Source organism: Vibrio sp. JZG120 (genome assembly GCF_053890955.1).
In genome coordinates, this window is sequence record NZ_JBSRRK010000005.1 from 343653 (window position 1) to 365597 (window position 21945).

16 protein-coding genes and 1 pseudogene are annotated in these 21945 nt (G+C 44.0%); 8 read left to right on the plus strand and 9 right to left on the minus strand.

All coding sequences use genetic code 11. The annotated features are described in order from the left end of the window. Complete coding sequence (gene ptsP, locus ACWPOD_RS13145) at positions 1–2400, plus strand: phosphoenolpyruvate--protein phosphotransferase (protein ID WP_167426949.1); 2400 nt, start codon at positions 1–3, stop codon at positions 2398–2400. A gap of 80 nt (positions 2401–2480) precedes the next feature. Here ptsP and dhaR read toward each other — a convergent pair whose 3' ends face one another. The 6 genes from dhaR to ACWPOD_RS13175 all read right to left on the minus strand — a co-directional run bounded on the left by dhaR (position 2481) and on the right by ACWPOD_RS13175 (position 11111). Continuing rightward, the gene (gene dhaR / locus ACWPOD_RS13150) at positions 2481–4406 is read right to left on the minus strand and encodes a dihydroxyacetone kinase operon transcriptional regulator DhaR (RefSeq protein ID WP_167426948.1); all 1926 of its coding nucleotides are present in this window, start codon (positions 4404–4406) and stop codon (positions 2481–2483) included. Between the two features lie 148 nt (positions 4407–4554). Then, complete coding sequence (locus ACWPOD_RS13155) at positions 4555–5085, minus strand: MltR family transcriptional regulator (RefSeq protein WP_012841150.1); 531 nt, start codon at positions 5083–5085, stop codon at positions 4555–4557. 57 nt (positions 5086–5142) lie between these two features. After that, the gene (locus ACWPOD_RS13160; protein ID WP_167426947.1) at positions 5143–6291 is read right to left on the minus strand and encodes a mannitol-1-phosphate 5-dehydrogenase; all 1149 of its coding nucleotides are present in this window, start codon (positions 6289–6291) and stop codon (positions 5143–5145) included. Positions 6292–6403: 112 nt separating this feature from the next. Further along, positions 6404–8356 carry a PTS mannitol transporter subunit IICBA gene (locus tag ACWPOD_RS13165; RefSeq protein ID WP_167426946.1) on the minus strand — a complete coding sequence of 651 codons (1953 nt, stop codon included), beginning with the start codon at positions 8354–8356 and terminating at the stop codon, positions 6404–6406. A gap of 603 nt (positions 8357–8959) precedes the next feature. Then, on the minus strand, positions 8960–10708 hold the full coding sequence (locus ACWPOD_RS13170; protein ID WP_167426945.1) for a lysophospholipid acyltransferase family protein: 1749 nt from the start codon (positions 10706–10708) through the stop codon (positions 8960–8962). A 136-nt stretch (positions 10709–10844) separates the two neighbouring features. Beyond that, entirely contained in the window at positions 10845–11111 is a 267-nt protein-coding gene (locus ACWPOD_RS13175; protein ID WP_031780245.1) for a hypothetical protein, read from the minus strand. 163 nt (positions 11112–11274) lie between these two features. On the opposite strand from ACWPOD_RS13175, the gene ACWPOD_RS13180 reads away from it, so the two are divergent. Further along, entirely contained in the window at positions 11275–11994 is a 720-nt protein-coding gene (locus ACWPOD_RS13180; protein WP_005392213.1) for an SIMPL domain-containing protein, read from the plus strand. Between the two features lie 53 nt (positions 11995–12047). Here ACWPOD_RS13180 and ACWPOD_RS13185 read toward each other — a convergent pair whose 3' ends face one another. Beyond that, positions 12048–13097 (minus strand): DUF4382 domain-containing protein, encoded by a 1050-nt coding sequence (locus ACWPOD_RS13185; protein WP_065644976.1) that lies wholly within the window; start codon positions 13095–13097, stop codon positions 12048–12050. 229 nt (positions 13098–13326) lie between these two features. On the opposite strand from ACWPOD_RS13185, the gene ACWPOD_RS13190 reads away from it, so the two are divergent. Then, on the plus strand, positions 13327–13602 hold the full coding sequence (locus ACWPOD_RS13190) for a hypothetical protein (protein WP_048626615.1): 276 nt from the start codon (positions 13327–13329) through the stop codon (positions 13600–13602). A 93-nt stretch (positions 13603–13695) separates the two neighbouring features. Here ACWPOD_RS13190 and ACWPOD_RS13195 read toward each other — a convergent pair whose 3' ends face one another. Then, entirely contained in the window at positions 13696–14499 is an 804-nt protein-coding gene (locus tag ACWPOD_RS13195) for a MetQ/NlpA family ABC transporter substrate-binding protein (RefSeq protein WP_167426944.1), read from the minus strand. Between the two features lie 517 nt (positions 14500–15016). On the opposite strand from ACWPOD_RS13195, the gene ACWPOD_RS13200 reads away from it, so the two are divergent. Beyond that, complete coding sequence (locus ACWPOD_RS13200) at positions 15017–16312, plus strand: tyrosine-type recombinase/integrase (RefSeq protein ID WP_017633489.1); 1296 nt, start codon at positions 15017–15019, stop codon at positions 16310–16312. Between the two features lie 257 nt (positions 16313–16569). On the opposite strand, the gene ACWPOD_RS13205 is transcribed toward ACWPOD_RS13200, so the two are convergent. After that, positions 16570–17148 carry a hypothetical protein gene (locus ACWPOD_RS13205; protein ID WP_456231940.1) on the minus strand — a complete coding sequence of 193 codons (579 nt, stop codon included), beginning with the start codon at positions 17146–17148 and terminating at the stop codon, positions 16570–16572. Positions 17149–17393: 245 nt separating this feature from the next. On the opposite strand from ACWPOD_RS13205, the pseudogene ACWPOD_RS13210 reads away from it, so the two are divergent. The 4 genes and pseudogenes from ACWPOD_RS13210 to nhaA all read left to right on the plus strand — a co-directional run bounded on the left by ACWPOD_RS13210 (position 17394) and on the right by nhaA (position 21863). Next, positions 17394–17953, plus strand: a pseudogene (locus ACWPOD_RS13210) (tyrosine-type recombinase/integrase). A 526-nt stretch (positions 17954–18479) separates the two neighbouring features. Further along, positions 18480–19538 (plus strand): FtsH protease activity modulator HflK, encoded by a 1059-nt coding sequence (gene hflK / locus ACWPOD_RS13215; protein ID WP_237283652.1) that lies wholly within the window; start codon positions 18480–18482, stop codon positions 19536–19538. Continuing rightward, complete coding sequence (gene hflC, locus ACWPOD_RS13220) at positions 19535–20527, plus strand: protease modulator HflC (protein WP_237283651.1); 993 nt, start codon at positions 19535–19537, stop codon at positions 20525–20527. Before hflK ends, hflC begins: the two co-directional genes overlap by 4 nt. Then, complete coding sequence (gene nhaA / locus ACWPOD_RS13225; protein ID WP_029852869.1) at positions 20520–21863, plus strand: Na+/H+ antiporter NhaA; 1344 nt, start codon at positions 20520–20522, stop codon at positions 21861–21863. Before hflC ends, nhaA begins: the two co-directional genes overlap by 8 nt. The last annotated feature ends 82 nt before the right edge of the window (positions 21864–21945 follow it).

The following is a 21945-nucleotide window of genomic DNA, read 5'->3' on the forward strand; positions in this document are numbered from 1 at the left end:
ATGGTGGGAATTGTAGTTGTATCTCATAGTCGTCGCCTTGCCGAAGGGGTGGCCGAACTTGCCACCCAAATGACGCAAGGCAAAGCCAAGCTTGCGATTGCTGCGGGGATTGATGATCCAGAGAACCCGATCGGAACCGATGCCATTGCCGTGATGGAAGCGATTGAGCAGGTACAAGATCAACAAGGGGTTGTTGTGTTGATGGATCTTGGCAGCGCCCTGCTTAGCACGGAAATGGCTCTGGATCTGATTGATGATCACGTGAGGGAAAATGTCACCCTTATCTCGGCCCCCATTGTTGAAGGGACCATGGCGGCGTCGGTGGCTGCTGCCGCTGGACTACCTTTATCGACGGTAGTCGAAGAGGCACAGAATGCGTTAAGCGTAAAACGAGAGCACCTTGGTGATCAGCCACTAACATCCGCTGAGATAACGCCAGTATCAGAGAACTTTGAGCAAGAGCGGGCATTTGATTGGGTAGTGCAAAATCCGCATGGATTACATGCTCGTCCCGCTGCGGCCATTGTTGGTGCACTCGCGCCTTTTGACTGCCAATTATGGTTGAAAAAAGGCGAGCGCCGTGTGAACGCGAAAAGCTTAAACAGCATTGCGAAACTTGGCGTTCGTAGCCAAGAGACGATCACGCTGTGCGCACTCGGACCTCAATCTAGTGAAGCAATTCAGGCATTTGAAGCCTTAGCTCATGAGCACTTCGGAGAAAAAGAGGCGGTTGAGCAAGGCATTATCGAATCTGAAGAGAGCACGGATACTTTGCTCGATGACATGGTCCCAAATCAGATTGAAGGTGCTGTTGTTGGTATTCGAGTCAATGACGGTATCGCTACTGCTCCAGTTGTCCTTTTTACTCATGAAATGCCAGCTGTGCCTGAACGTGATTTCCAAAGTGAACAAGATGAAATTGAACGGGTTAAGCATGCGATAGGCGTGGTTGTTCAACATTTGCAGGAGCAAGCGAAGCAGCCGAAAGGGGAAATATTTTCTGCTCATAGCATGATGCTCAGTGACCCAGAATTATGGGCATCGGTCGAGTCGCGAATTCAAACGGGCATGATAGCCGAGCAAGCTTGGATAGAATCACTGCAAACGTTAGCCGACGAGTTTCGCCAGGCTGAAAGCCAGTACATGCGGGAACGCGAAGCTGATGTGCATGATATCGCACGCCAGGTTATGGTTGAAATGACAGGTGTAACGCCTAATGCCATCGACATTCAGGAACCGAGTGTTTTGTTGGCCCGCGACCTGATGCCTTCTGATGTGGCCGGGCTTGATAAATCGAAAGTGCTTGGTATCTGTTTGAGTGAGGGAGGGAAAACCTCTCACAGTGCGATTCTTGCTCGTGCGATGGGGATTCCTGCCATCGTTAAAGCTCAGGGTTGCCTTGATGCTGTGCGTGCTGGTCAAGTGGTGACTATTGATGGCTTCCGAGGGCATTTATGGTTCTCTCCTTCAGATGCCATACAACAGGAATTAGAAGCGCAACAAATTGAGTGGCAAAGCACCCGACAAAGTGCGCTAGCGAGTGCTCAGCAAGCCGCAGTCACCTGTGATGGTGTCCATATTCCAGTATTCGCCAATATTGGTGGACCGAAAGATATTGATGATGCACTAACATCAGGAGCTGAGGGCGTTGGTCTATTCCGGACTGAGTTTTTATTTCAAAACAGTGATGAGTTGCCGACTGAGGAAGCGCAATATCAAGTGTATCGTGATATTGCTGCCGCACTTGGTGATAAGCCACTTACGATTCGTAGTCTAGATGTTGGCGGTGATAAGCCTTTAGCCGCTTATCCTATGCCAGCGGAAGATAATCCATTTTTAGGTCTGAGAGGGGTGCGGTTGTGCCTTCAACATGAGTCATTGTTTACCGCCCAACTTCGAGCCATTCTGAGAGCCTTTCACGAGCAACCGAATATTCAATTGATGATACCGATGGTGGCTCAGGTTGAAGAAGTGAGAAAAGTAAAAGCGCTGTTGGCACATCAAGCAACCCAACTCGGCTTGGATGCGACTCATTTGCCTGTTGGTATTATGATTGAGGTACCAGCCGCGGTATTAAATGCAGATGCGTTAGCCCAAGAAGTCGACTTTTTCTCTATTGGCACCAATGATTTGACTCAATATGTTATGGCAGCCGATCGAGGCAACGCCGCCGTTGCCGAATTAGTGAACTACTTTGAACCATCGGTACTAAAAGCTATTGAACTCACGTGTGCAGCAGGCGATCGCGCGGGCATACCGGTCAGTATGTGCGGTGAGATGGCAGGCGATCCAAATGCTACAGAAACATTGCTTCGCGTGGGGTTACGAAAATTCAGCGCCAGTTCTAGTATGCTACCGGGACTAAAAGCGCAGATTCGTCAGTTGTCTGTTGATGTTTAATCGATACCTTATCGTTAGTACATGTGTACCGGCGTGCTTACGCCGGTTTTACTTTTGTTATAGGAACGCCACTTCTTGGCTTAATACAGCTTCATTTGCTCCTGCAGCCCAAACTTATTAATTTTTCTCCATAAGGTCGTGCGGCCAATTTGCAATGCTTTCGCCATATCATGCATTTTGCCATCACACTGATTCCAAGCCTGAACGATAGCTCTTCTCTCGGCTTCTTCTAGCGTGATTACCGGCGTATTCTCTGCGGTATGGCGAGAATTCAGTTTAATGTCTTCTGGAATATCGTTCAGCTTGATTAAGTTGGAACTGCGGTTAAGCAAAATTCGCTCAGTTCGGTTTCTTAATTCGGAGTTATTGCCTGACCAACGAAAATTCATCAACGCTTCCAGTGCGACTGGCTCTATCGAGATAGTCACATTGTGGCGGCGTTCATAATGGCTGATAAGCTGCTGGACGAGAAATTCAATGTCTTCTTTGCGCTTTCTTAGTGGCGGAATATGCAGCTCGTTCGAGGAGATTTCATAATAAAGTTGCCGACCAAATGAGCGCTGAGTGACATACTCGCTGATCTCTGAAGCGGTGCTGGTAATAAGTTGAAAATCTACGGGGATCAATCGCAAACTGTCGCTGCGGCTGACGAGCCCAGTTTTTAACAACTTAAGTAGCACGGCTTGTAAATCGGGTGACAGATATTCCAACTTTTCCAAAAAGAGCGTGCCGCCATGGGCGAGTTCAAACTTAGAGGGCATGCCTTGTCCCTCGTCGTATCCCAGGGTTTCTTTGACCAGTTGCTCTGTATTGATGGAGCGGCAGTTGAGTGTAATGAACGGCCCTTCTTTGTAGGCGCTTTCATTATGAATCGCCATGGCGAGAGTAGCTTTTCCTACGCCTTCTTCACCCGTAATTAGAATCGGTGATTTGGACTTTATGGCCCGCTTTGCCACGGTAATGACATGCTTCATTTTTCGTGAAATAACAGGCAAAGTACTGAACGTATAGCGCGCACTGCCACCTATTTGTTGTTGAGCAAGTTCGCGAATTTTATCGATAGGGTGCAAAAACAATAAGTGTGTGCCGTCGTTGAGTGGACGCAAGGTAATGATCGCTTCAACAAACTCGCCACGAACCTCTACCGTTGTGAGTTTGCGGTTGATGCTTGCACCCGACTCAATACTATTGAGGACATTTGGCGGGAAACGTAAAACCGAAAAGACTTCTTTATCCAAGACCTGACTGGCTTCAATGTTTAACAAGCGCTCTGATTGGTGATTTACCATGGTGATACGGCTTTCTTCATCCCAGGCCAGAAGGCCGTCATCCATGCATTCTAACGTTGCGTTGTGCGCACAAGTGAGGCGGTTAATGTTTTCTTGTTCCGACTGAATATGGATTTGCAAACTGACTTCTTTCGCGCTCGACGCGATGATGACTAAGTTTTCTTTCTTGTAGCTCTCTGCTTTTTTGAGAAGGCATGTTGTGCCGCGTAACTTGCCAAACTGGTCGAAAACAGGCGCTGCTACAGAGACATAAGGGTGTAAGTGGCGATTAAAATGTTCTGCTGCGAAAACTTCACACGGGATATGAGTACTAATACAGAGATTGACCGCATTTGTGCCAATTTTCCCTTCAGACAGAAAACAGCCTTGTTTAATACCGAGCGCCTGCATCTCTTGTTGCATTGAGTCATGTCCCACAACAGATAGAACGCAGCCGTTGCCGTCAGTCACCATCAATAGCAGGTCTTCGTCTCCTAGCATGTCGTAAGTGTCTTCAAGTACGGTCGTGGCGCATTCGATGAGGTGCTCGTTGCGTTTCATCAGAGATGAGAAGGTAAAGCCAGAGGCAATATGTGGTTTTGACCAGGTATAAGGGCTGCATTGCTTTATGCAACGCTCCCACGACTCAAGTACGGGAGTGCGGGAAAATTCTGGAGATACCCAATGGTGTTTCTGGAAAAACGCCCATTTGATTTTAGTGTCTTCGATTGAAAGCATGCCATACCGTTTCAATACCAGCGATAGATTGGTCTGATATTACAGAGACATACGAATATGGACTGTGATGGCTTTCACGCACGTCATACAGAAAGGATACGCAAAGAAAAGAGGCTAGTAGAGAAGGCGTTCCTTGCCGGAGGTTGGGTTAAAAAGGGCTGTCCTTGCCCAGTTCATTGCAAATTTCGACAATGGCGAGCGAGAGACCTGATTTTATTATTTGTTGCTGGCGTTGAAGTTGGAGTTGATAAAACTCAAGGTCGATGTCGTCATCAGGTTCGTTGACTTCTAATTGCACCATGCCCATTTTCTTTACCAGATGCAGCTTTTTGATTGGCTCTAGAATATTTGGATCAGTGAACTCGTAGTCGGATGCATCGCTATTGAGTCGGTTTTTAAGCTTAATGATGTCTTCAATATCATGATAAATATCGTCTGGGAGTACGCCTAAGCCAAATAGGAGTTTCAAACGAACAGAGAGATCGCCCAGCGGTCCGGAGTCTTGCAGTAGGGGACCAACAACCGATTGCACGGCGAAGTTATCTTTACGAAAGATCCTTTGTATTAGCCCGTCGATGGAATCGTTGAACACATCGACTGCTGCAATAAAAAAGCCTCGTACCGATGGCGCGCTGTTTAATCGTTCAATGATCTCGGTTTCGTTGATGTTATCTGCCATATACTGAGTAACTGTTTAAAATTATATTTATGGGGAGCAGAGCTCCCCTTGATTCGATTAAAGCTGGTGGTAAATCGCTTCTATTTGAGCCACTTCAACACTGTCTTCAGCCAGACCGGTGTATTTCGCTAGCGTTTTTGTTACGCCAACCTCTTTTAATGAGGTCTGTAGCTCAACCGCTTGCGGATCGGTGTCGTTGGTGTATTTCAACGCCGCCGCGATCCCTTTCAAAAGTGTTTGATTTTCAGTGCCATACTCGATTGTACCGAGTAATGGCTTCACTAATCTATCATTTGCACCCAATTTACGAATTGGTTGTCGTCCAACGCGATCCACTTCATCCACTAAATATGGGTTGGCGAAGCGACCTAAAATCTTTTCGATGTAGGCATTGTGCATGTCGCGGTCGAAGCCGTAACGTTTGATCAGCACTTCACCACTTTCGTGCATTGCTTGTTTTACTTCGGCATGAATGCTTGGGTCTTCAATTGCTTCACGAATGGTACGGTGCCCTTTCAAACAACCTAAATAAGCGGTAATGCAGTGACCTGTGTTTAGGGTGAACAGCTTACGTTCGACAAAGGCCATTAGGTTGTTGGTTCTTTCCATGCCAGCTATGTCAGGGATATCGCCCTTAAACTGTTGCTCATCCACAATCCATTCACTAAAGCTTTCTACCGTGACTTCTAGTGGATCATCGTTGGCGGCTTCTGCTGGTGGCACGATGCGGTCTACCGCTGAATCAACAAAGCCAACCAACTCGTCTGCCTTTGTGTGCAGTGATTCATCCAAGTGTTTGTACACCTCACCTTTTAGGTGTGTGGTACCACGCACCATATTTTCACAGGCGATGATGTTAAGTGGCGCGTCATTGCCAGCTTCAAAACGTTTGGCGATGCCTTTCGCGATGGTTTTCGCGATGATATCTAATACGTTTGGACCGACCGCTGTGGTAACTAAATCGGTTTTGACGATGCGATCAATCACGTCTTCACTGGCTGAGTTTACCGCTGTGACATGGGTAACGGTGTCGATTTGACACTCAGTACCGACCACTTTTACTTTGTATTCTTGTTTGTGGCTGAGCTGGTCTACTAGCGGTACATCAACGTCAGCGAAAGTGACCTCGACTTCTGCGTCTGCTAAGAGTTTACCGATGAAACCACGACCGATGTTACCTGCACCAAAATGAACTGCGTTTTTCATAATTCTTACCTACCAATATCTGAAAATGTTGACTTACGAAACTAGGGTGAGGCCAACCGCATAGGGGGTGACAGCTGACCTCGTTTGCCTCAGGAGCAAATTAAAGGAGTGATTAAGCCGCTTGCTGGCCGCCAAGGATGTTTAGAATTTCTTCTACATCGTTGGTGCTGGTTAGCTTCTCAATTGCTTCCGGCTCATCGAGCGCGTTCGTAATGGTTGTGATCACCTGGATGTGCTCATCGTTCTTAGCGGCAATGCCGATAACCAGTTTCGCGACATCGTCGTCATCTTCAGTAAATTGGATACCCGATGGGTATTGGCAGATTACAATGCCGGTTTTCTTCACGCGATCTTTCGCTTCTACCGTACCGTGAGGTACTGCGATAGATTCGCCTAGGTAAGTTGGAACCAACGCTTCACGCTCAAACATCGCGTCTACGTATTCTGGTTCTGCGTAGCCAAGTTCAACCAATTTGTTGCCTGCAAAGCGAATGGCTTCTTCTTTGTTGGCTGCTTTCAAACCTAGGTGAATGTTCTCACGCTGGATTTGGAATACCGATGGTTGTTGTGGCTCAAAGCTGTCGTCGTTCGCCGCCATGACTGACACTTTTACCATCTGGTCGTCATTGGCTGCGGATTGGTTTTGTGCTGCTAGTAGTTTGGTGACTAGCTGGTTGTACATTTCGCTGTCTAGGAAGTTCGTCAATGAAATGTGGTGTGCGTTTGGAGCATGCTTACGTGCACGACCCGTTAAGTCTTTATGAGTAATCACGATATCTGCACTCTCTGGTAAGCTGTTAATGGCAAGGTTAGTTACGTGGATGTTCAGACCTGCGTCTTGAACCTTTTTGCGTAGCATGCTCGCGCCCATTGCACTCGAGCCCATGCCCGCATCACAAGCGACAATGATGCTTTGTACTGTCGCTAGGTCTACGTCACCTTTGCTTTGGCTGTTTACCACCGCATCGTTTTTAGATGCAGATTTCATGTCTTTCATTTGTGATGTTGCTTTCTCTAGTGCTGCTTCATCACCGTCTTCTTCTGTTGACGTTTGTGTCTTCATTAGCAGTGCTGCTACGGCGAATGACACGCCTGTTGCCGCTGCGATAGACGCTAGAACACCAACGATTGAACCTTTCTGAGTCATCAACAAGATTGCAAAGATTGAACCTGGTGATGCTGGAGAAACGATACCTGCGTTAAACATAGTTAGAACGAATACGCCAGTCATACCGCCTGCGATAGCCGCAAGGATTAGGCGAGGGTTCATTAGGATGTATGGGAAGTAAATCTCGTGGATACCGCCGAAGAAGTGGATGATTGATGCACCACCTGCAGTTTGACGAGCCGTACCTTTACCAAACACCATGTAAGCCAGCAAGATACCTAAGCCAGGACCTGGGTTCGCCTCGATCAAGAAGAAGATCGATTGACCAGTTTCAGAAGCTTGCTGAATACCCAGTGGAGAGAAGATGCCGTGGTTGATCGCGTTGTTTAGGAACAGGATCTTCGCTGGCTCAACAAAAATAGAAGTCAGTGGCAGAAGGTGCGCTGAAACAAGGAAGTTTACGCCTGCTGCCAATGCGCCTGAAAGCACTTTGACAAATGGACCGATAAGGAAGAAAGCCAAAATGGCGCACAGCATACCAATGATGCCCGCAGAGAAGTTGTTCACCAACATCTCGAAGCCACTTTTTACTTTACCGTCGATGTAGTTATCGAATTTTTTGATAGCCCAGCCGCCCATTGGGCCGACCATCATTGCACCCATAAACATTGGGATGTCGGTACCGACAATCACGCCCATAGTTGTGATTGCACCCACGACCGCGCCGCGATCGCCGCCCACTAATTTACCACCGGTGTAACCGATCAGTAGTGGCAGCAAGTAAGTGATCATAGGACCAACCATGGAAGCTAACGTCTCATTTGGTAGCCATCCGGTTGGGATAAATAGAGCAGTGATAAAGCCCCACGCGATAAACGCGCCGATGTTAGGCATTACCATGTTTGACAGAAAACGACCAAAATTTTGTATCTTGATCTTGGCATCTGGTGATATCATAACAATTCCCCGTTCGATGTTCTGATGAATATGTTGTCGTAAACGGTTCGCCAAAACCGCTTGTTTGATTGCTTAGTACCCAATCAATTTACCACACATTTTCCAATTGGAACTGACGACGGGTTTTTCGTGATCAACCCCCGCGTTTCTTCGGATGAAAAGCATTTTTTAAGTGATGATGATCAATTAATTGATATGTAACTTAATAACAAAAAATGACTTTCAAATCTGTCAATAAAAATATTAGTGATCAATTCGATCTTCTGACAAATATAAAATCAAAATTCATTGTGATTAAGATCACCTTTAATTTCTTTTTCAATTCAAATTAAATACTAGAAATGATCAATGTCACATTTTGTTTGATGTTAGGTTTGATTGAAAGTGTGAACTATGACCATTTTGAGGTTTTGTGAAAGTTTATAACGTGAACGTTTGTGCGATGTTGGCGTTTTGTGGATTAAAGCTTGAGATGACTGGCCTTTTTGCTATGAGTTTAACTAAACACTTTGTTTTTAATGTCTTATGGGTAAATAACGCATCACGCTGCTCGCGTTGTGTTGTTTAGAGCGATTTTGAGCAGCGCGATACCTCCGACGACGGTTAATGGTTTAGAGCTAAATACTCGCGCGCGTTTTCGCTGCCCATATAACGTGCAAGCGTTTTCTCAGGTACATCGCGTAAATTCACCATAATCAATCCATCCAGTGCGTTGTTAAACGCCGGATCGACGTTAAAACACACCAACTTACCATTCAAACTCAAATATTGGCGTAGTAATACCGGAACGCCTTTGCCTTCGTCAATTCGAGCGATCACGCGAGATAGCAACTGTAAGTCTCCCAATGCGGTTAGCATGCTGGTATTCCAGTTTAAGTTGGTTTCTGGCAGTGGATTTGACGGAGTGACGTATTCGGCGCAGTCGTTGTCGTAGTGGTGTAGGGTCATTGATTGTGCCAGCAACTGACGCGCGGTATGGCTGTAATCGTTGCTGATGCTCACTGGGCCAAATAAGTGCGTGTATTCGGGATGTTGATGGACAAAAGTCGCTATGCCTTTCCAGAGTAAGAGTAGGGCACTCATGCTTTTTTGATATTGCTCGGCAATCACAGAACGACCCATTTCAATCGACTTACCCATTTGATCGAGAAAGCGTTGGTCATAGTTGAACAAGGTGCGCGAATACAATCCTTCTACGCCATATTTCGCCAATAATTGATCAACTAATCCAAGACGGTAAGCACCTACCATGCATTGGTTCTCACGATCCCAAACAAATAGGTGCAGGTAATCATGATCGAAATGATCGATGTCTATCGCTTGTCCAGTCCCTTCGCCAACTTGACGGAAATTATGTTCTCGCAAGCGGCCAATTTCATGCAGGAGAGATGGGATCTGCTGCGCGCTGGCGCAATACACGTCGAACTCGCCATTTTGAAGCAATTGGGTTTCTGTCGGTAAGCTGTGCAGCTCTTCAAGCAATTGGCCTATGGGTAACCCTGCCGCAATAGGTAAGAGATCATTGTCTGAGACCGTTTTCTGAGTGGCACTTACATCGCGGTTAAGCAGATAGGTGTTGAGCCTTAGATAATTGACGATCTGATCATCATTGAGGTTATTGAGTTCTTTAAACTTGATTGCTTGCCCAAAGGACAACTCAATGGTTTTTGCGCTCTTGTTGAGCAGCTCTCTTCCTAACATCAAGGTGCGTAAAAGAGGGTGGATTTTACCTGCCATGTAGAAGCGTTTTGAGTTCTGCCCACGAATGAAGACGGGAACAGTGGCGGCTTTGTTCTTACGAATTAACGCACTGACACTGCGGCTCCATTCTTTGTCTTCTAAACGCTGTTGTTTGGCATCCACCAACTGCGACACTTCACCCGCAGGGAAAACCAATAACAAGCCGCCATTCGCAAGGTGTTTGTTGGCTGCTCTGAGGGCCTTCATATTCGATTTGACGGCGTCTTTGCCTTCGAATACGTCGACACCAATAAAAAGTTGGTCGAGCTCTGGTACGGTTTTTAGGTACTGATTCGCTAAAATTTGGATATCGTCTCGTATCATCAATAGTAGCTCGGCGAGAATCACGCCTTCAACACAACCGAGAGGGTGATTCGCCACAATGACGGTTGCGCCTTGCTTTGGCACTGCGTCGAGCGAACCATGGGCAATGCGATAGTCGATCCCCAAAATATCCAGCGTAAATCGCAAGAAAGTTTTGGTATCCGCATTCACGGGGCGTTGGGCGTAGAATTTATCGAGCTGACTTAAACCCGTTGCCCATTCTGCAACGTTTTCACCAATGCCGAACGGCGTTTTACGAGGGAGACGAAAAGGGGTTGAACTATCCATATTTACCTCAGCATACAAGTGGCTGATCGGATAGTAGAAATTACAGATGACAGTTCAGAGGCAAATCCATGAGCCTTTGGTGACAAACTGGTGAAGCTTTGTTGACCAAAGGCGAGGGGATAGGGACGTATTAGCGTTACGTTTTGTCGCCAGCAAACATCAGGATACTCAGAGAGTTGAGCGTTTCACCGAGACTTTCTAGTGAGCTCAAGACCTGTTTGGTCGGCTCATTATCTAGCAGAATGCGACCATCAAAGCTTTTCCCTTCGCATTGATCTTCATCGCACATACCCGCTTGGGGGGCTTGTGTTGAGTTGTCATCCATTACTAAGTCGTCAGTACTCAAACAAGCCGTTGAGACAAATAATCCGCTCAGAACTACCAGCCATTTTATTTTCAACATAATCTTAAAAACCACAATGAAACACTGTTCAATTGTAATTTATTCTATTCACCATTTCGAACGACATGACAAAAACTTGGCTTTAGGTCGCCATTTTCTGGCCATAGTTGAGCTATGTTATCGATACGACGAATTGTTACTTTTGGCGAAATTAGGAGGATGAATGGAGAAGATTTCCAATAAAGCGTCAATATGGCTCGGGCTGTGTCTGATAATTGGTTTAGGAGTATTGGGCTTTTTTATTCAGCAAACGGCAGTCAAATACAAAGCCTATGAACGAGTGGTAACGGTGAAGGGATTGTCTGAACGAGAGTACTCTGCCGATACAGTGATCTGGCCAATTCAGTTCACCTTAGCGAGTAATGATATGGGGGCTATGTTTGATGACATCGATCAGCAAACGCGTTTGATTCTGGATTTCTTAAGTGCCAAAGGGCTCCCTGAAACGAGCGTTTCCCTTTCTTCTCCTGCTGTCATTGACCGAAAAGCACAGCAATACGGGAGTGAGCAAGATATCGAGTTTCGTTATTTAGCCTCGCGGACCGTTACGGTTTATAGTCAAAGTGTCGATGTGGTTCGAGCGGCAATTAATGAGATTGGTGAGCTAGGAAAACAAGGCGTACTGCTGAATCAGGACCCGTACGCGAACCGCATTGAGTACAGCTTTACTAAGCTAAATGATGTAAAGCCAGACATGATTGAAGAGGCGACCAAAAACGCCCGCGAAGTGGCGCAAAAGTTTGCGAAAGACTCACAGAGTTCACTGGGTAAGATCAAACGTGCCACGCAAGGGCAGTTCTCGATTTATGACCGAGATAGCAACACGCCTTACATTAAGAAAGTACGAGTGGTCTCAACCGTTCAGTATTACTTATCGGATTAAAATAATAGTCAAAAAGCCGCTCATCGTGTGAGCGGCTTTCGATAAGACGAGAGCTATAGGATAGGATTGATATCTTGCTCTGTATGCTCACCTTCGACCACATCAACAGGTGTGTAATGTTGATAAATCAGGAAGCCATCTTCTGATGTTTCATGGTTATCTGGTGTATCAACATACGCGGTACAGGTGTACCCAATACTGTAGGTGCCTGGGCCAATGTAACCAAACTCGTAGCTGTAGGTTGTATTACCTTCTTCGTCTTGCGATTCATTCACGTTAGCTACTGCAACTGGCGCTTGGAGTGGTTCCATCGCGCCCATATCGCCCATGGTTGAGCGATCCATCGAACCTGCGTAAAGATAGACTGAGTGAACGGCAGGAACGTCATTTATTGCATTTGATGCTGCACTGTCTGCTTCACACGCTTGATACTGAATTTCACTGACTTCACCACCGATATGACCTGATTCTGATGCGTTTACTAAGCTTACCGCATTAGAGTTCATGTTCATGTAATCTTTGCCTGTTGGATCTGCCAGGCCTTTACGCAAATCAAACTCGACAACATAGCTATTATGACCAGTATGAACTTTTACATACTGACCTTTTTGCGAAAACTTCAAGCGACCTTGATCGCTCGTATCTGGTTTAAAACCAAAACAGCTGCCTCGGCTAGGCACAACTAAGCCTTTGATGTTGCCGTCTGTCTTCTCTACGTATGACAGCGTTGTATCGTTTAATTGTTTGCCGTCTTTAGCGTACACACACATAGCATAATCACCAGGAGCGATGTCTTGCTCGCTAATGATCGTTTTAGCGTTACTTCCCTGATATTCCATTAGATCAACTTGGTGTAGTGCTCCATTGTCACTAACATCTAACAGAATATGTTCTCCAGTTTGTTCGCCAGTTTCTGGGTCAAATGGTACAAGGACAACATCTTTAAACGCTAAGACGACTTTGTTGGCATCGTCGACAGGCGCATCGGAAACGCTGAGAGAAAAAGTGGCTGCTTCTGTATCGGATGAAGAGTCGTCGCTACCACAGCCCGTCAATAAAAGACCGCCTGAGATGGCAAGTAAAGGGTAGGTATATTTTTTCATTATGATCTCTTGTTTACACTGCTGATAAATGTAAAAGGCTAGTCTCAAAGTCGAGAAGTGATGTCATTGTATTGTGATAGAGAGGTCAATCTTCAATGGCGTTATATACAAGTCCTTTTTTATAAAACTAAGTTCTTAACTGTGATGAGGGGAGTTTGATAATAGTCAAGCTGGCTTGTTTCTTATGAGCGTAAGTTAGTATGACTTACTGCTAGAAGGAATTAGTATCATGGCATACAAGCACTTTATTAGAGAACTACTGGGTTTAGCGATTGTTGTCTCTGTCGTCTTTGGCGTTTTAGGTGTGATGTTAGAGCTCTTTGCACTGACGGCACTCTGGGAGCATCAGCAAGCGATAGCCGATGTATTCTTCCATGAATCTCTCTACTTTGTCGTATTTTTAATCCCACCATACTTCCTTTGGAAGTTGATTAACCGCCCTGAATTGGTTTCTGCGGACCAAGCTTATTTAGCAATGAGATTAGAGGCTGAAAGTCGACAATAAGCCGATTGAGTGAGGAGTGAAAAGAAGAGGCTATGAGAAACATCAGCCTCTTTCCTATCTGATTAGTGAGCAAAGTATTCGTTGCTTTATTGATTAAAAAGCTGCTTCTATTGTGCCTTTGAACGTACGATCGAGATAATCACGAATTGCTTGAGATTGGTAAATAGAAACGAATTTTTTATACGCTTCATTATTTTTGTCTGCGTCACGAGTAGCGATGACCATGACGGCCAGCGGTGCGTCTTTTGCTTCAAGATAGATACTTTGTTTCTTCGGGTCTAAACCAGAAGACATTACGTAGTTCATTGTGATCGCAGCCGCGTCTACATCATCCAATGTTCGTGGTAACTGGGCGGCATCTACCTCGACAAATTCAAACGACTTTGCATTTTTTGTAATATCAGTTAGGGCGGCTTTGTGGCCAACACCTTGTTTAAGCTCAATTAAACCTGCATTGGCGAGTAGCAATAGACCGCGACCACCATTAGTTGGATCGTTTGGAATTGCTATGCGTGCATTGTTTGGAAGCTCTTGCAATGAGCGATACTTGTTAGAATAAAGTCCCATGCGCATCAGAATGGATTGACCAATCGACACTAATTGGGCGTCATGACTATTGTTGAAGTTGTCTAAAAATGGTTGGTGCTGATAGCTGTTAATGTCGATGCTACCATCGCTAAGCGCGGCATTGGGTGTCACGTAATCAGAAAACTCGATGACTTCTACATTCAAGCCTTGCTTCGCTGCTTCCTTCGCTACTGCTTCAACTACTTGAGCATGAGGCCCTACGGTTGCTCCCACTTTAATGATAGAGCCATCTTTTTCTCCACAAGCACTTAAGCCAACTACTGCCGTGAGAACCAAAGCTAGTTTCTTTAGGTGACAAATACTTTTCATTCTAACTCCATTTTTACTTTAGACGTCCATACGTTTACATGTCCATCCTATCAGAAGTCGAAAAAGGGTCAATGGTTTAAATAGCGAGCAGACATTTTGTTTCTACGACTATATAGAAAGATTGGTAATAAGCGAAAAGAAAGAGAGGGTAGAATCGAGGAAGATGATAAGTTTGAAGTTGTTGAGGATATGAGCAACGAATTACTACACCCACAACTGTACCCAAAGTCAGCAGACACAAAAAAGACGTAGTAGGTACTAACCTGCTACGCCTTTCAAAATTTGGTGGCCCCTCGCAGACTTGAACTGCGGACCAATCGATTATGAGTCGTGATAATATTTGTTTTATCAAATTCCATGTTATCTCAAATTGTATTTAAATTATTGATAATTAGTGGATTGTTTAGCTTGCCTTATCTTGTGATATCTCACAAACTGTCATTAAGAGACCTCCTAACTACACCCACAACTACACCCAATTTAACTCTGGGTGTAGTTGCGCAACAAAGGAACTGTTATGGCAATTACGCAAAAAGAAATTGTGGGTTTAAAGCCTAAAAGTAATGCGTATTACGTTTGGGATGATGACCGAACTAAAGGCGCTGGACGTCTTGGAGTGAAAGTGTTTGCTAGTGGAAATAAAGGGTTTGTCTTTCGCTACTACCGCGAGGGTAAACGTCTCTTTATTCAGTTAGGGCGATTTCCGGCGCTCAGTCTTGTTGATGCGCGGAAGGAGGCGCATAAACTGGGCTTAATGTTAAAGCAGGGACTCGATCCTAAATTTGAATTAGCCAACGCAGAGAAAAAGCGTGAAGTAGCTCGAAGAGAGGAGGAGAGCAAGGGAAGCTTAGAGTTGCTGTTTCAAAGTTATGTAAACCAAATGAAAAAAGAGGGGAAGCGGACTTATCAAAACGTTTATCGGTCACTGGAGAAAGAGGTTTATCCATTTATCTCCAAAGAAACAAAGGCTTGTGATGTGACGACGTCTAATATCGTTACGATATTAGCTCACATGATACAACGTGGTGCCGCTACGCAGAGCAATCGAGTCAGAAGCTACCTTCATGCCGCATTTAATTATGGCCTTTCACATGACAATGATCCTGCGAATTACTTGAGAGACGCTAAGTTTGGTCTCGTCTTTAATCCAGTATCTTCTATACCAAAACAAAAAGATGCAGAACGAGTAGGGGAGCGCTATCTAACGTTCACGGAATTACATCAGTTTATGCATGATATTGAGTTTGATATAGAAGGAGTTCGATCCTCAGAAATGATGCGATGCCTTATTCTTCTTTGTATTCATACTGGTGGACAAAGACCTTATGAGATTGCAGCATCAAAATGGACGGCAATCAATTGGGATGAACGAACGTTACTTGTCACTCCGGACCTTTCGAAAAACAAGCGTAGCCACTTGGTCCCTTTAACTGAATCAGCGATGTCTATCTTAGAAAGGCTCAGAGAAAGCAACTCAGCTAGTCCATTTATTTTCCCGCATCATAAAGATGACAATGACCACGTTCGCTTAGATTCATTGAGCCAAGTCATTGCTCGTTATAGAGATGATCACCCGCAATTTGAGTATTTTATCCCTAGGGATTTACGTCGAACCTGTAAAACATTGATGGGAGAGATTGGGGTAAGTAAGGCATTGAGAGACAGGCTACAAAACCATGCTCTAAACGACGTTAGCTCAAAACATTACGATAGATACGAATATTTGGCTGAGAAGCGTTATGCTTTGGAGTTATGGGAAAGCAAGTTATCTAGAGCAGAGGAAACAGATTCAAACGTGGTTAGTCTTTGGTGAAGTGGGATTGATGTTCGCACTGCGAACGCTGCATTATTTTGTTTCTTTTTATTGATGTATCGTAGAGTTGTAAATAACGTCTTACGATTTCATGCTCAATTGATTCTCACTCGATTATGTCCAGAACTTTCACAGTTGGCACTCCGTAACTCAGAAGTGCCCCATTCGGTGTTACGCCTAGTTGATATATTATTCACCTAGCGGTGATTTGACATACTTTTGGTCATACTAGAAGTGGCTACTATATTGGTGGCTATTCAGTACTTGTTTAGAGCCCACCTCAATACAAGAACAGGAATAAGCACTTTTATCAGTAGATGATAAAATTCTGGGAACATGGATATGGAAACGAATATGGAAACAATGAGAATTGATAATAAAAGTAAAAGAACACGAAGATAGGTAATGTCCAGTTTGCTAAAGGGGTGATCCCCGAGGACAGCTTCAGACTGATTGGTATATCTCAATACAGATTTAATCTTGAGACTCCCCTGCGGGCCATCTATAGGACGATACTCAATACCAACATACATGCTCCACTCATTGCCAGAGCTAGAATTATCAACATAATCAATCAGACCTTCATTCAACTCATATGAGTTTGAAAATGGATACTTAAGCTCAATGGATATACATCTTCCTCCCAATGCTCCAATAGCATTGAAGCCAACGATTTGATTACCTTCCTCAATTTCTCGATGAAGTACATCCCAAATCTTAGGGTGCATTTGGGACATAGCCAAGAATTGAAAACAAACTGGGCAAATTCCACCTTTTGAAGCCAGTATATTTGGACTGACAAACTTCCTACACTTGTTACAAGTAAATATCCCCATTTGAGAATACCTAAGTTCATGAATATAGTACCTACATCTATTTTAGCTCTACTAATGGGAATGTAACGGTCAACTAGATTTTACTACTTAATTGGAGGTTACCCGTACCTAGACTAATCAGTTAGTCGCCAATTTAGTCAAGTTACTAAAACACATTTGTCCACCAACATTTCAGATCTTTCTGAGCCCTATTAAATGTGACAGCCAAACTTCATGTTGACCAAAAACACTGAGAGGAGGTCATCATGAGAAAGTTATCTTGTACAAAGTGCAGTGGCATAAAAAGGCCATTTAAGCTTGAAGAAATCTGGCGAATCAGGACCAGGCTTGAGCTTGAAAACGACCTAAGGCAACTTGCTCTGCTAAACCTAGCCATTGATAGTAAGTTGAGAGCGAGTGATTTACGAAAACTACACGTATACGATGTCTCTTCGCAAGGAGTGATTTATGAGAGGGGTCAATGCATACAGCAAAAAACGGGCACTGATGTGCACTATGAAATCACTCCTAGAACTCAGCAGAGTATTAGTCAATGGATCTACTCTGCACCCCTAGAAGCAGTTTTTTGTTTCCAAGTTGTCGCCGTAAAGGGCAACCTATCAGTTACTCATTTTATCGTTCGATTATAAGGTGTTGGGCTGTAAAACTGGGGCTGAATGCAGACTATTATGGGACTCATTCAATACGTCGCACCAAAGCTACTTTGATCTATGCCAGAACAAAAAACATTAGGGCGGTACAGATTTTACTAGGACATTCGAAGCTAGACAATACGATTCGTTACCTTGGAGTTGAACGGGAATAAGCTTTGAGACTTTCAGAGCAAACTGACTGCTAGAAGCATTAGCACAGGCTTTTCTCCACCGTTGAAAAGCCTGTGTCCAGTATTGATTCAGTGCTCTCTAGTCTGATTTATCTTATCCCGATTCTTGCTAGAGCGGCCGTTCTTTTAGGTTATTCGAGTCATACTTCTCTACAAGGCTCGTTCCGTTGTAGAAAAATTGCCAAATCTGTCCTTATACGGACATAAATAACCTATAATAATAGTTAAAGATGTATGCTCTCACATAACTACACGTCGCATAACGTTAGCGATAAAAAGAGCCTAGTAATTAGGGGTTACTGTAGAGCTTGAGATATGAAAGCTAGTATGATTTCTAGCTAATAATTTCTAATTATATTAGAAGTTTAAGTAGAGTTTCCCTATCCTAAGGCAACACTTAGTAACTAATCGTAAACTGCACACAATTTACTCTAGTTGATTAAGCGCTACCTACCTCATTCAATTTTGCATAGGTCAAATTCCTTACCTATAGCCGGAGGGCATGCTCATGCTCCCAAGTAACAATTCTTCAGGAAACCCCTGGGGCGGAGGACAGCAAGATCCTCCACATTTGAAAAAAGCTTTTCATACTATTCTTCAGCACTTCAAGAAAATTCTTATCGGTGGCGGACCATCGAGCTTTTTTTCTCCATTTATTATTTTATTTTTAGCTCTCATTTTATGGTCAACATTTTATACCGTTCCAAGTGATTCTGTCGCTGTCGTACAACGCTTTGGTAAGTATGTAAATAATGTTCCTTCGGGGCTCCACATCAAGGTTCCACTTGGTATTGACACGGTAAAAATAGTTCCAGTTAAACGTCAGTTGAAACAAGAGTTTGGTTTTACGACGCCAGGAGCTAATGATCCTCACCAAAGTCCCAGAGTGAACGATCGTCGCCAAGAGACACAAATGGTCACTGGTGATTTAAATGCTGCCCTTGTGGAGTGGGTAGTTCAATATCGAATTTCTGAACCTATTAAGTTTTTGTTCGAAGTCCGAGAACCTAGTGAAACGCTTCGATATGTTTCTGAGTCCGTAATGCGTGAAGTTGTCGGGGATAGAACTGTGGATGAAGTGATCACAATAGGCCGACAAGAAATTGAATATGAAGCGCTTTCAAAAATGCAGGCGCTCTCAACGAAATATGCCTTAGGGATAAGCATTGACCAAGTGCAATTGAAAAACATCAACCCTCCTCAACCTGTTCAGGCATCATTTAACGAAGTGAACCAAGCCCAACAGGAAAAAGAAAAGCTTATTAATGAAGCTCGTCGAGATTACAACAAAGTAATCCCTTTAGCTTTAGGAGAAAAAGATCAAAGGATCAGAGAGGCTGATGGTTATCGTTTAAAAAGAGTGAATGAAGCCGAGGGGGATACAGCGCGATTTAATGCACTATTGTTTGAGTACGTTAAAGCTCCAGAAGTGACCAAACGAAGAATCTACTTAGAAACCATGCAAGCTGTATTACCGAATATTCGGGCCAAAATTATCATTGATGAGCGAGCAAACAATATCTTACCTTTACTTAATCTCAATAAGACACAAGGAGATGCACAATGAAACCGAAAAAAATAGGAGTCATAACCGCATTAGTTTTATGTGTCTCTCTTGGTATATACAACGCACTTTACACCGTGAGTGAAGTACAACAGGTCATTATTACTCAGTTTGGGAAGCCAATAGGAGAACCTGTTGTGGATGCCGGGTTAAAGATAAAAATGCCATTCATTCATGAGATTAACACTATAGACAAAAGAGTGTTGGAGTGGGATGGCAACCCTTCCGATATGCCCACAAAAGATAAGCTGTATATTTCAGTTGATTTATTCGCTCGGTGGCGAATAATCGACCCACTTCAATACTTTTTAAGAATCAAAGATGAGCGTAGTGCACAATCTCGTCTTGACGATATTTTGGGAAGTGAGACGCGAAATGCTGTCGCAAAGCATGAACTAATCGAAATAATTCGTACCAACAAAAACAGAAAACCGTTACGAGATGCCTTATTAAGTGACACTGAAGGAGAGTTAAAAATTGGCACCCTTGTTCCTATTAAAAAAGGGCGTCAACTAGTAGAACAAGAAATATTCTCTGCTGCGTCAGAAAAAATAAAGATATTTGGTATTGAATTGCTCGATATTCGCTTCAAACGTATTAATTACAATGAAAGTGTTCGCCCTAAAATTTACGAGCGAATGATTAGTGAGCGTCGGCAAATCGCGGAACGTTTTTTATCCGAAGGGAATGGGGAAGCTGCGAGGATTCGTGGTGACCGCATCAGAGATTTGAATAAAATCCAGTCTGAAGCCTATCGTGAAGTCGAAGAGATTCGCGGACAAGCTGATGCCAAAGCCGCCGAAATTTATTCGTTAGCTTACAATAAAAGCCCTCAAGCGAGAGACCTTTATGAGTTCACGCGAACAATGCAGTCTTACTCAACTATCATTTCAGAAAATACAACGCTTGTTTTATCTACTAACAGTGACATATTCAAGTTTCTCAATAGCATTGAAGGTAACTTAATACCTACAGTTGAAAACAATGAGTAAAAAAATCCCAATAGCACCAACTAATCCGACTCGATTACCAAAAGAATACATTGATTGGGTCGCTCAACCAGTAAACCGTTTTATACATATTGAATCCGCAGCAGGCATTGTTCTATTTGTTTCAGCAGTACTTGCTGTTTTACTTGCCAATTCAAATCTAAGTGAAGAGTTTGCTCATTTTTGGCAGATTTCGGTAGGGATTACTTTCGGTGATTTAGTCTTTGAGCGTTCTTTGCACAAATGGATAAACGATGCAGGAATGACTTTGTTTTTCTTTCTCATTGCCTTAGAGCTTAAGCGTGAGTTGATGCTAGGTGAACTTCGTAATCCTAAATTAGCTGTACTTTCCATTGCTGCCGCTCTTGGTGGGATGTTGTTGCCTCCTCTTTTCTATTTATTTATCCAATTTGGTGAACCAGGGCATCATGGTTGGGGGACTGTGATGGCGACGGATACCGCATTTGTGATCGGATGCCTAGCGCTCTTAGGACGAAGTATTCCGAGTAGCTTACGAATATTCATGTTATCAATGGCCGTAGTCGATGATATTGGCGCAATCTTTGTTGTGGCTATTGGTTATGGTAATGACATTGAATGGTGGCCCGTCGTTTATGCATTGATAGGTTTTATTATTGTTCGAGGTATGAGCTTCTTGGGAGTTCGCAGTATTGTACTCTTCTCTCTTGTTGGAGGAATGATATGGTTGTCGGTCGACATGTCTGGTATACATCCGACAATTACTGGTGTGATTCTAGGCTTATTAACCCCCACAAATAAGTGGGTCAGCAAGCAACACCTCTCCACTATTGTGAACTCAATAGTGGCATCATCTCCTATGAAGCAATGGAGCGGAGATAAGATTGAAGGAGAGACTTTAAGGACGGCTGCTGCGGCGGCCCGTGAAACGCTTTCACCGGTCGAGCGCTTAGAAATGTTACTTCATCCTTGGGTCGGGTTTATCATCTTACCACTATTCGCCTTTGCTAATGCTGGGATTTCACTAACCAGTACGAACGCAACTTCTCCAATTACTTTTGCTGTCTTTTTGGGTTTTGTTTTTGGCAAGCCTATAGGTATTGTGCTGTTCAGTTGGATATCCGTAAGACTCCGGGTAGCCATGCTTCCAGAAAATATGAATTGGGGAATGATTTTGGGGGGTGGGATGCTAGCTGGCATTGGTTTTACGATGGCATTGTTTATCTCAGAGTTAGCCTATAGCACTGATCAAATTAATGCAGCAAAACTTGGAATTTTCTCAGCTTCCATCTGTTCAGCTTTACTCGGCCTCACTTTTTTACGGTATTTCTCTGTAAGAGAAAAACAGAACAACATCTAAATCTGAATCTGAAATGTATAGACAGCCTGCGGTGAAAAAGTACCGCAGACTGCTACACCGTAATCTAAGACGCGAGACTTCA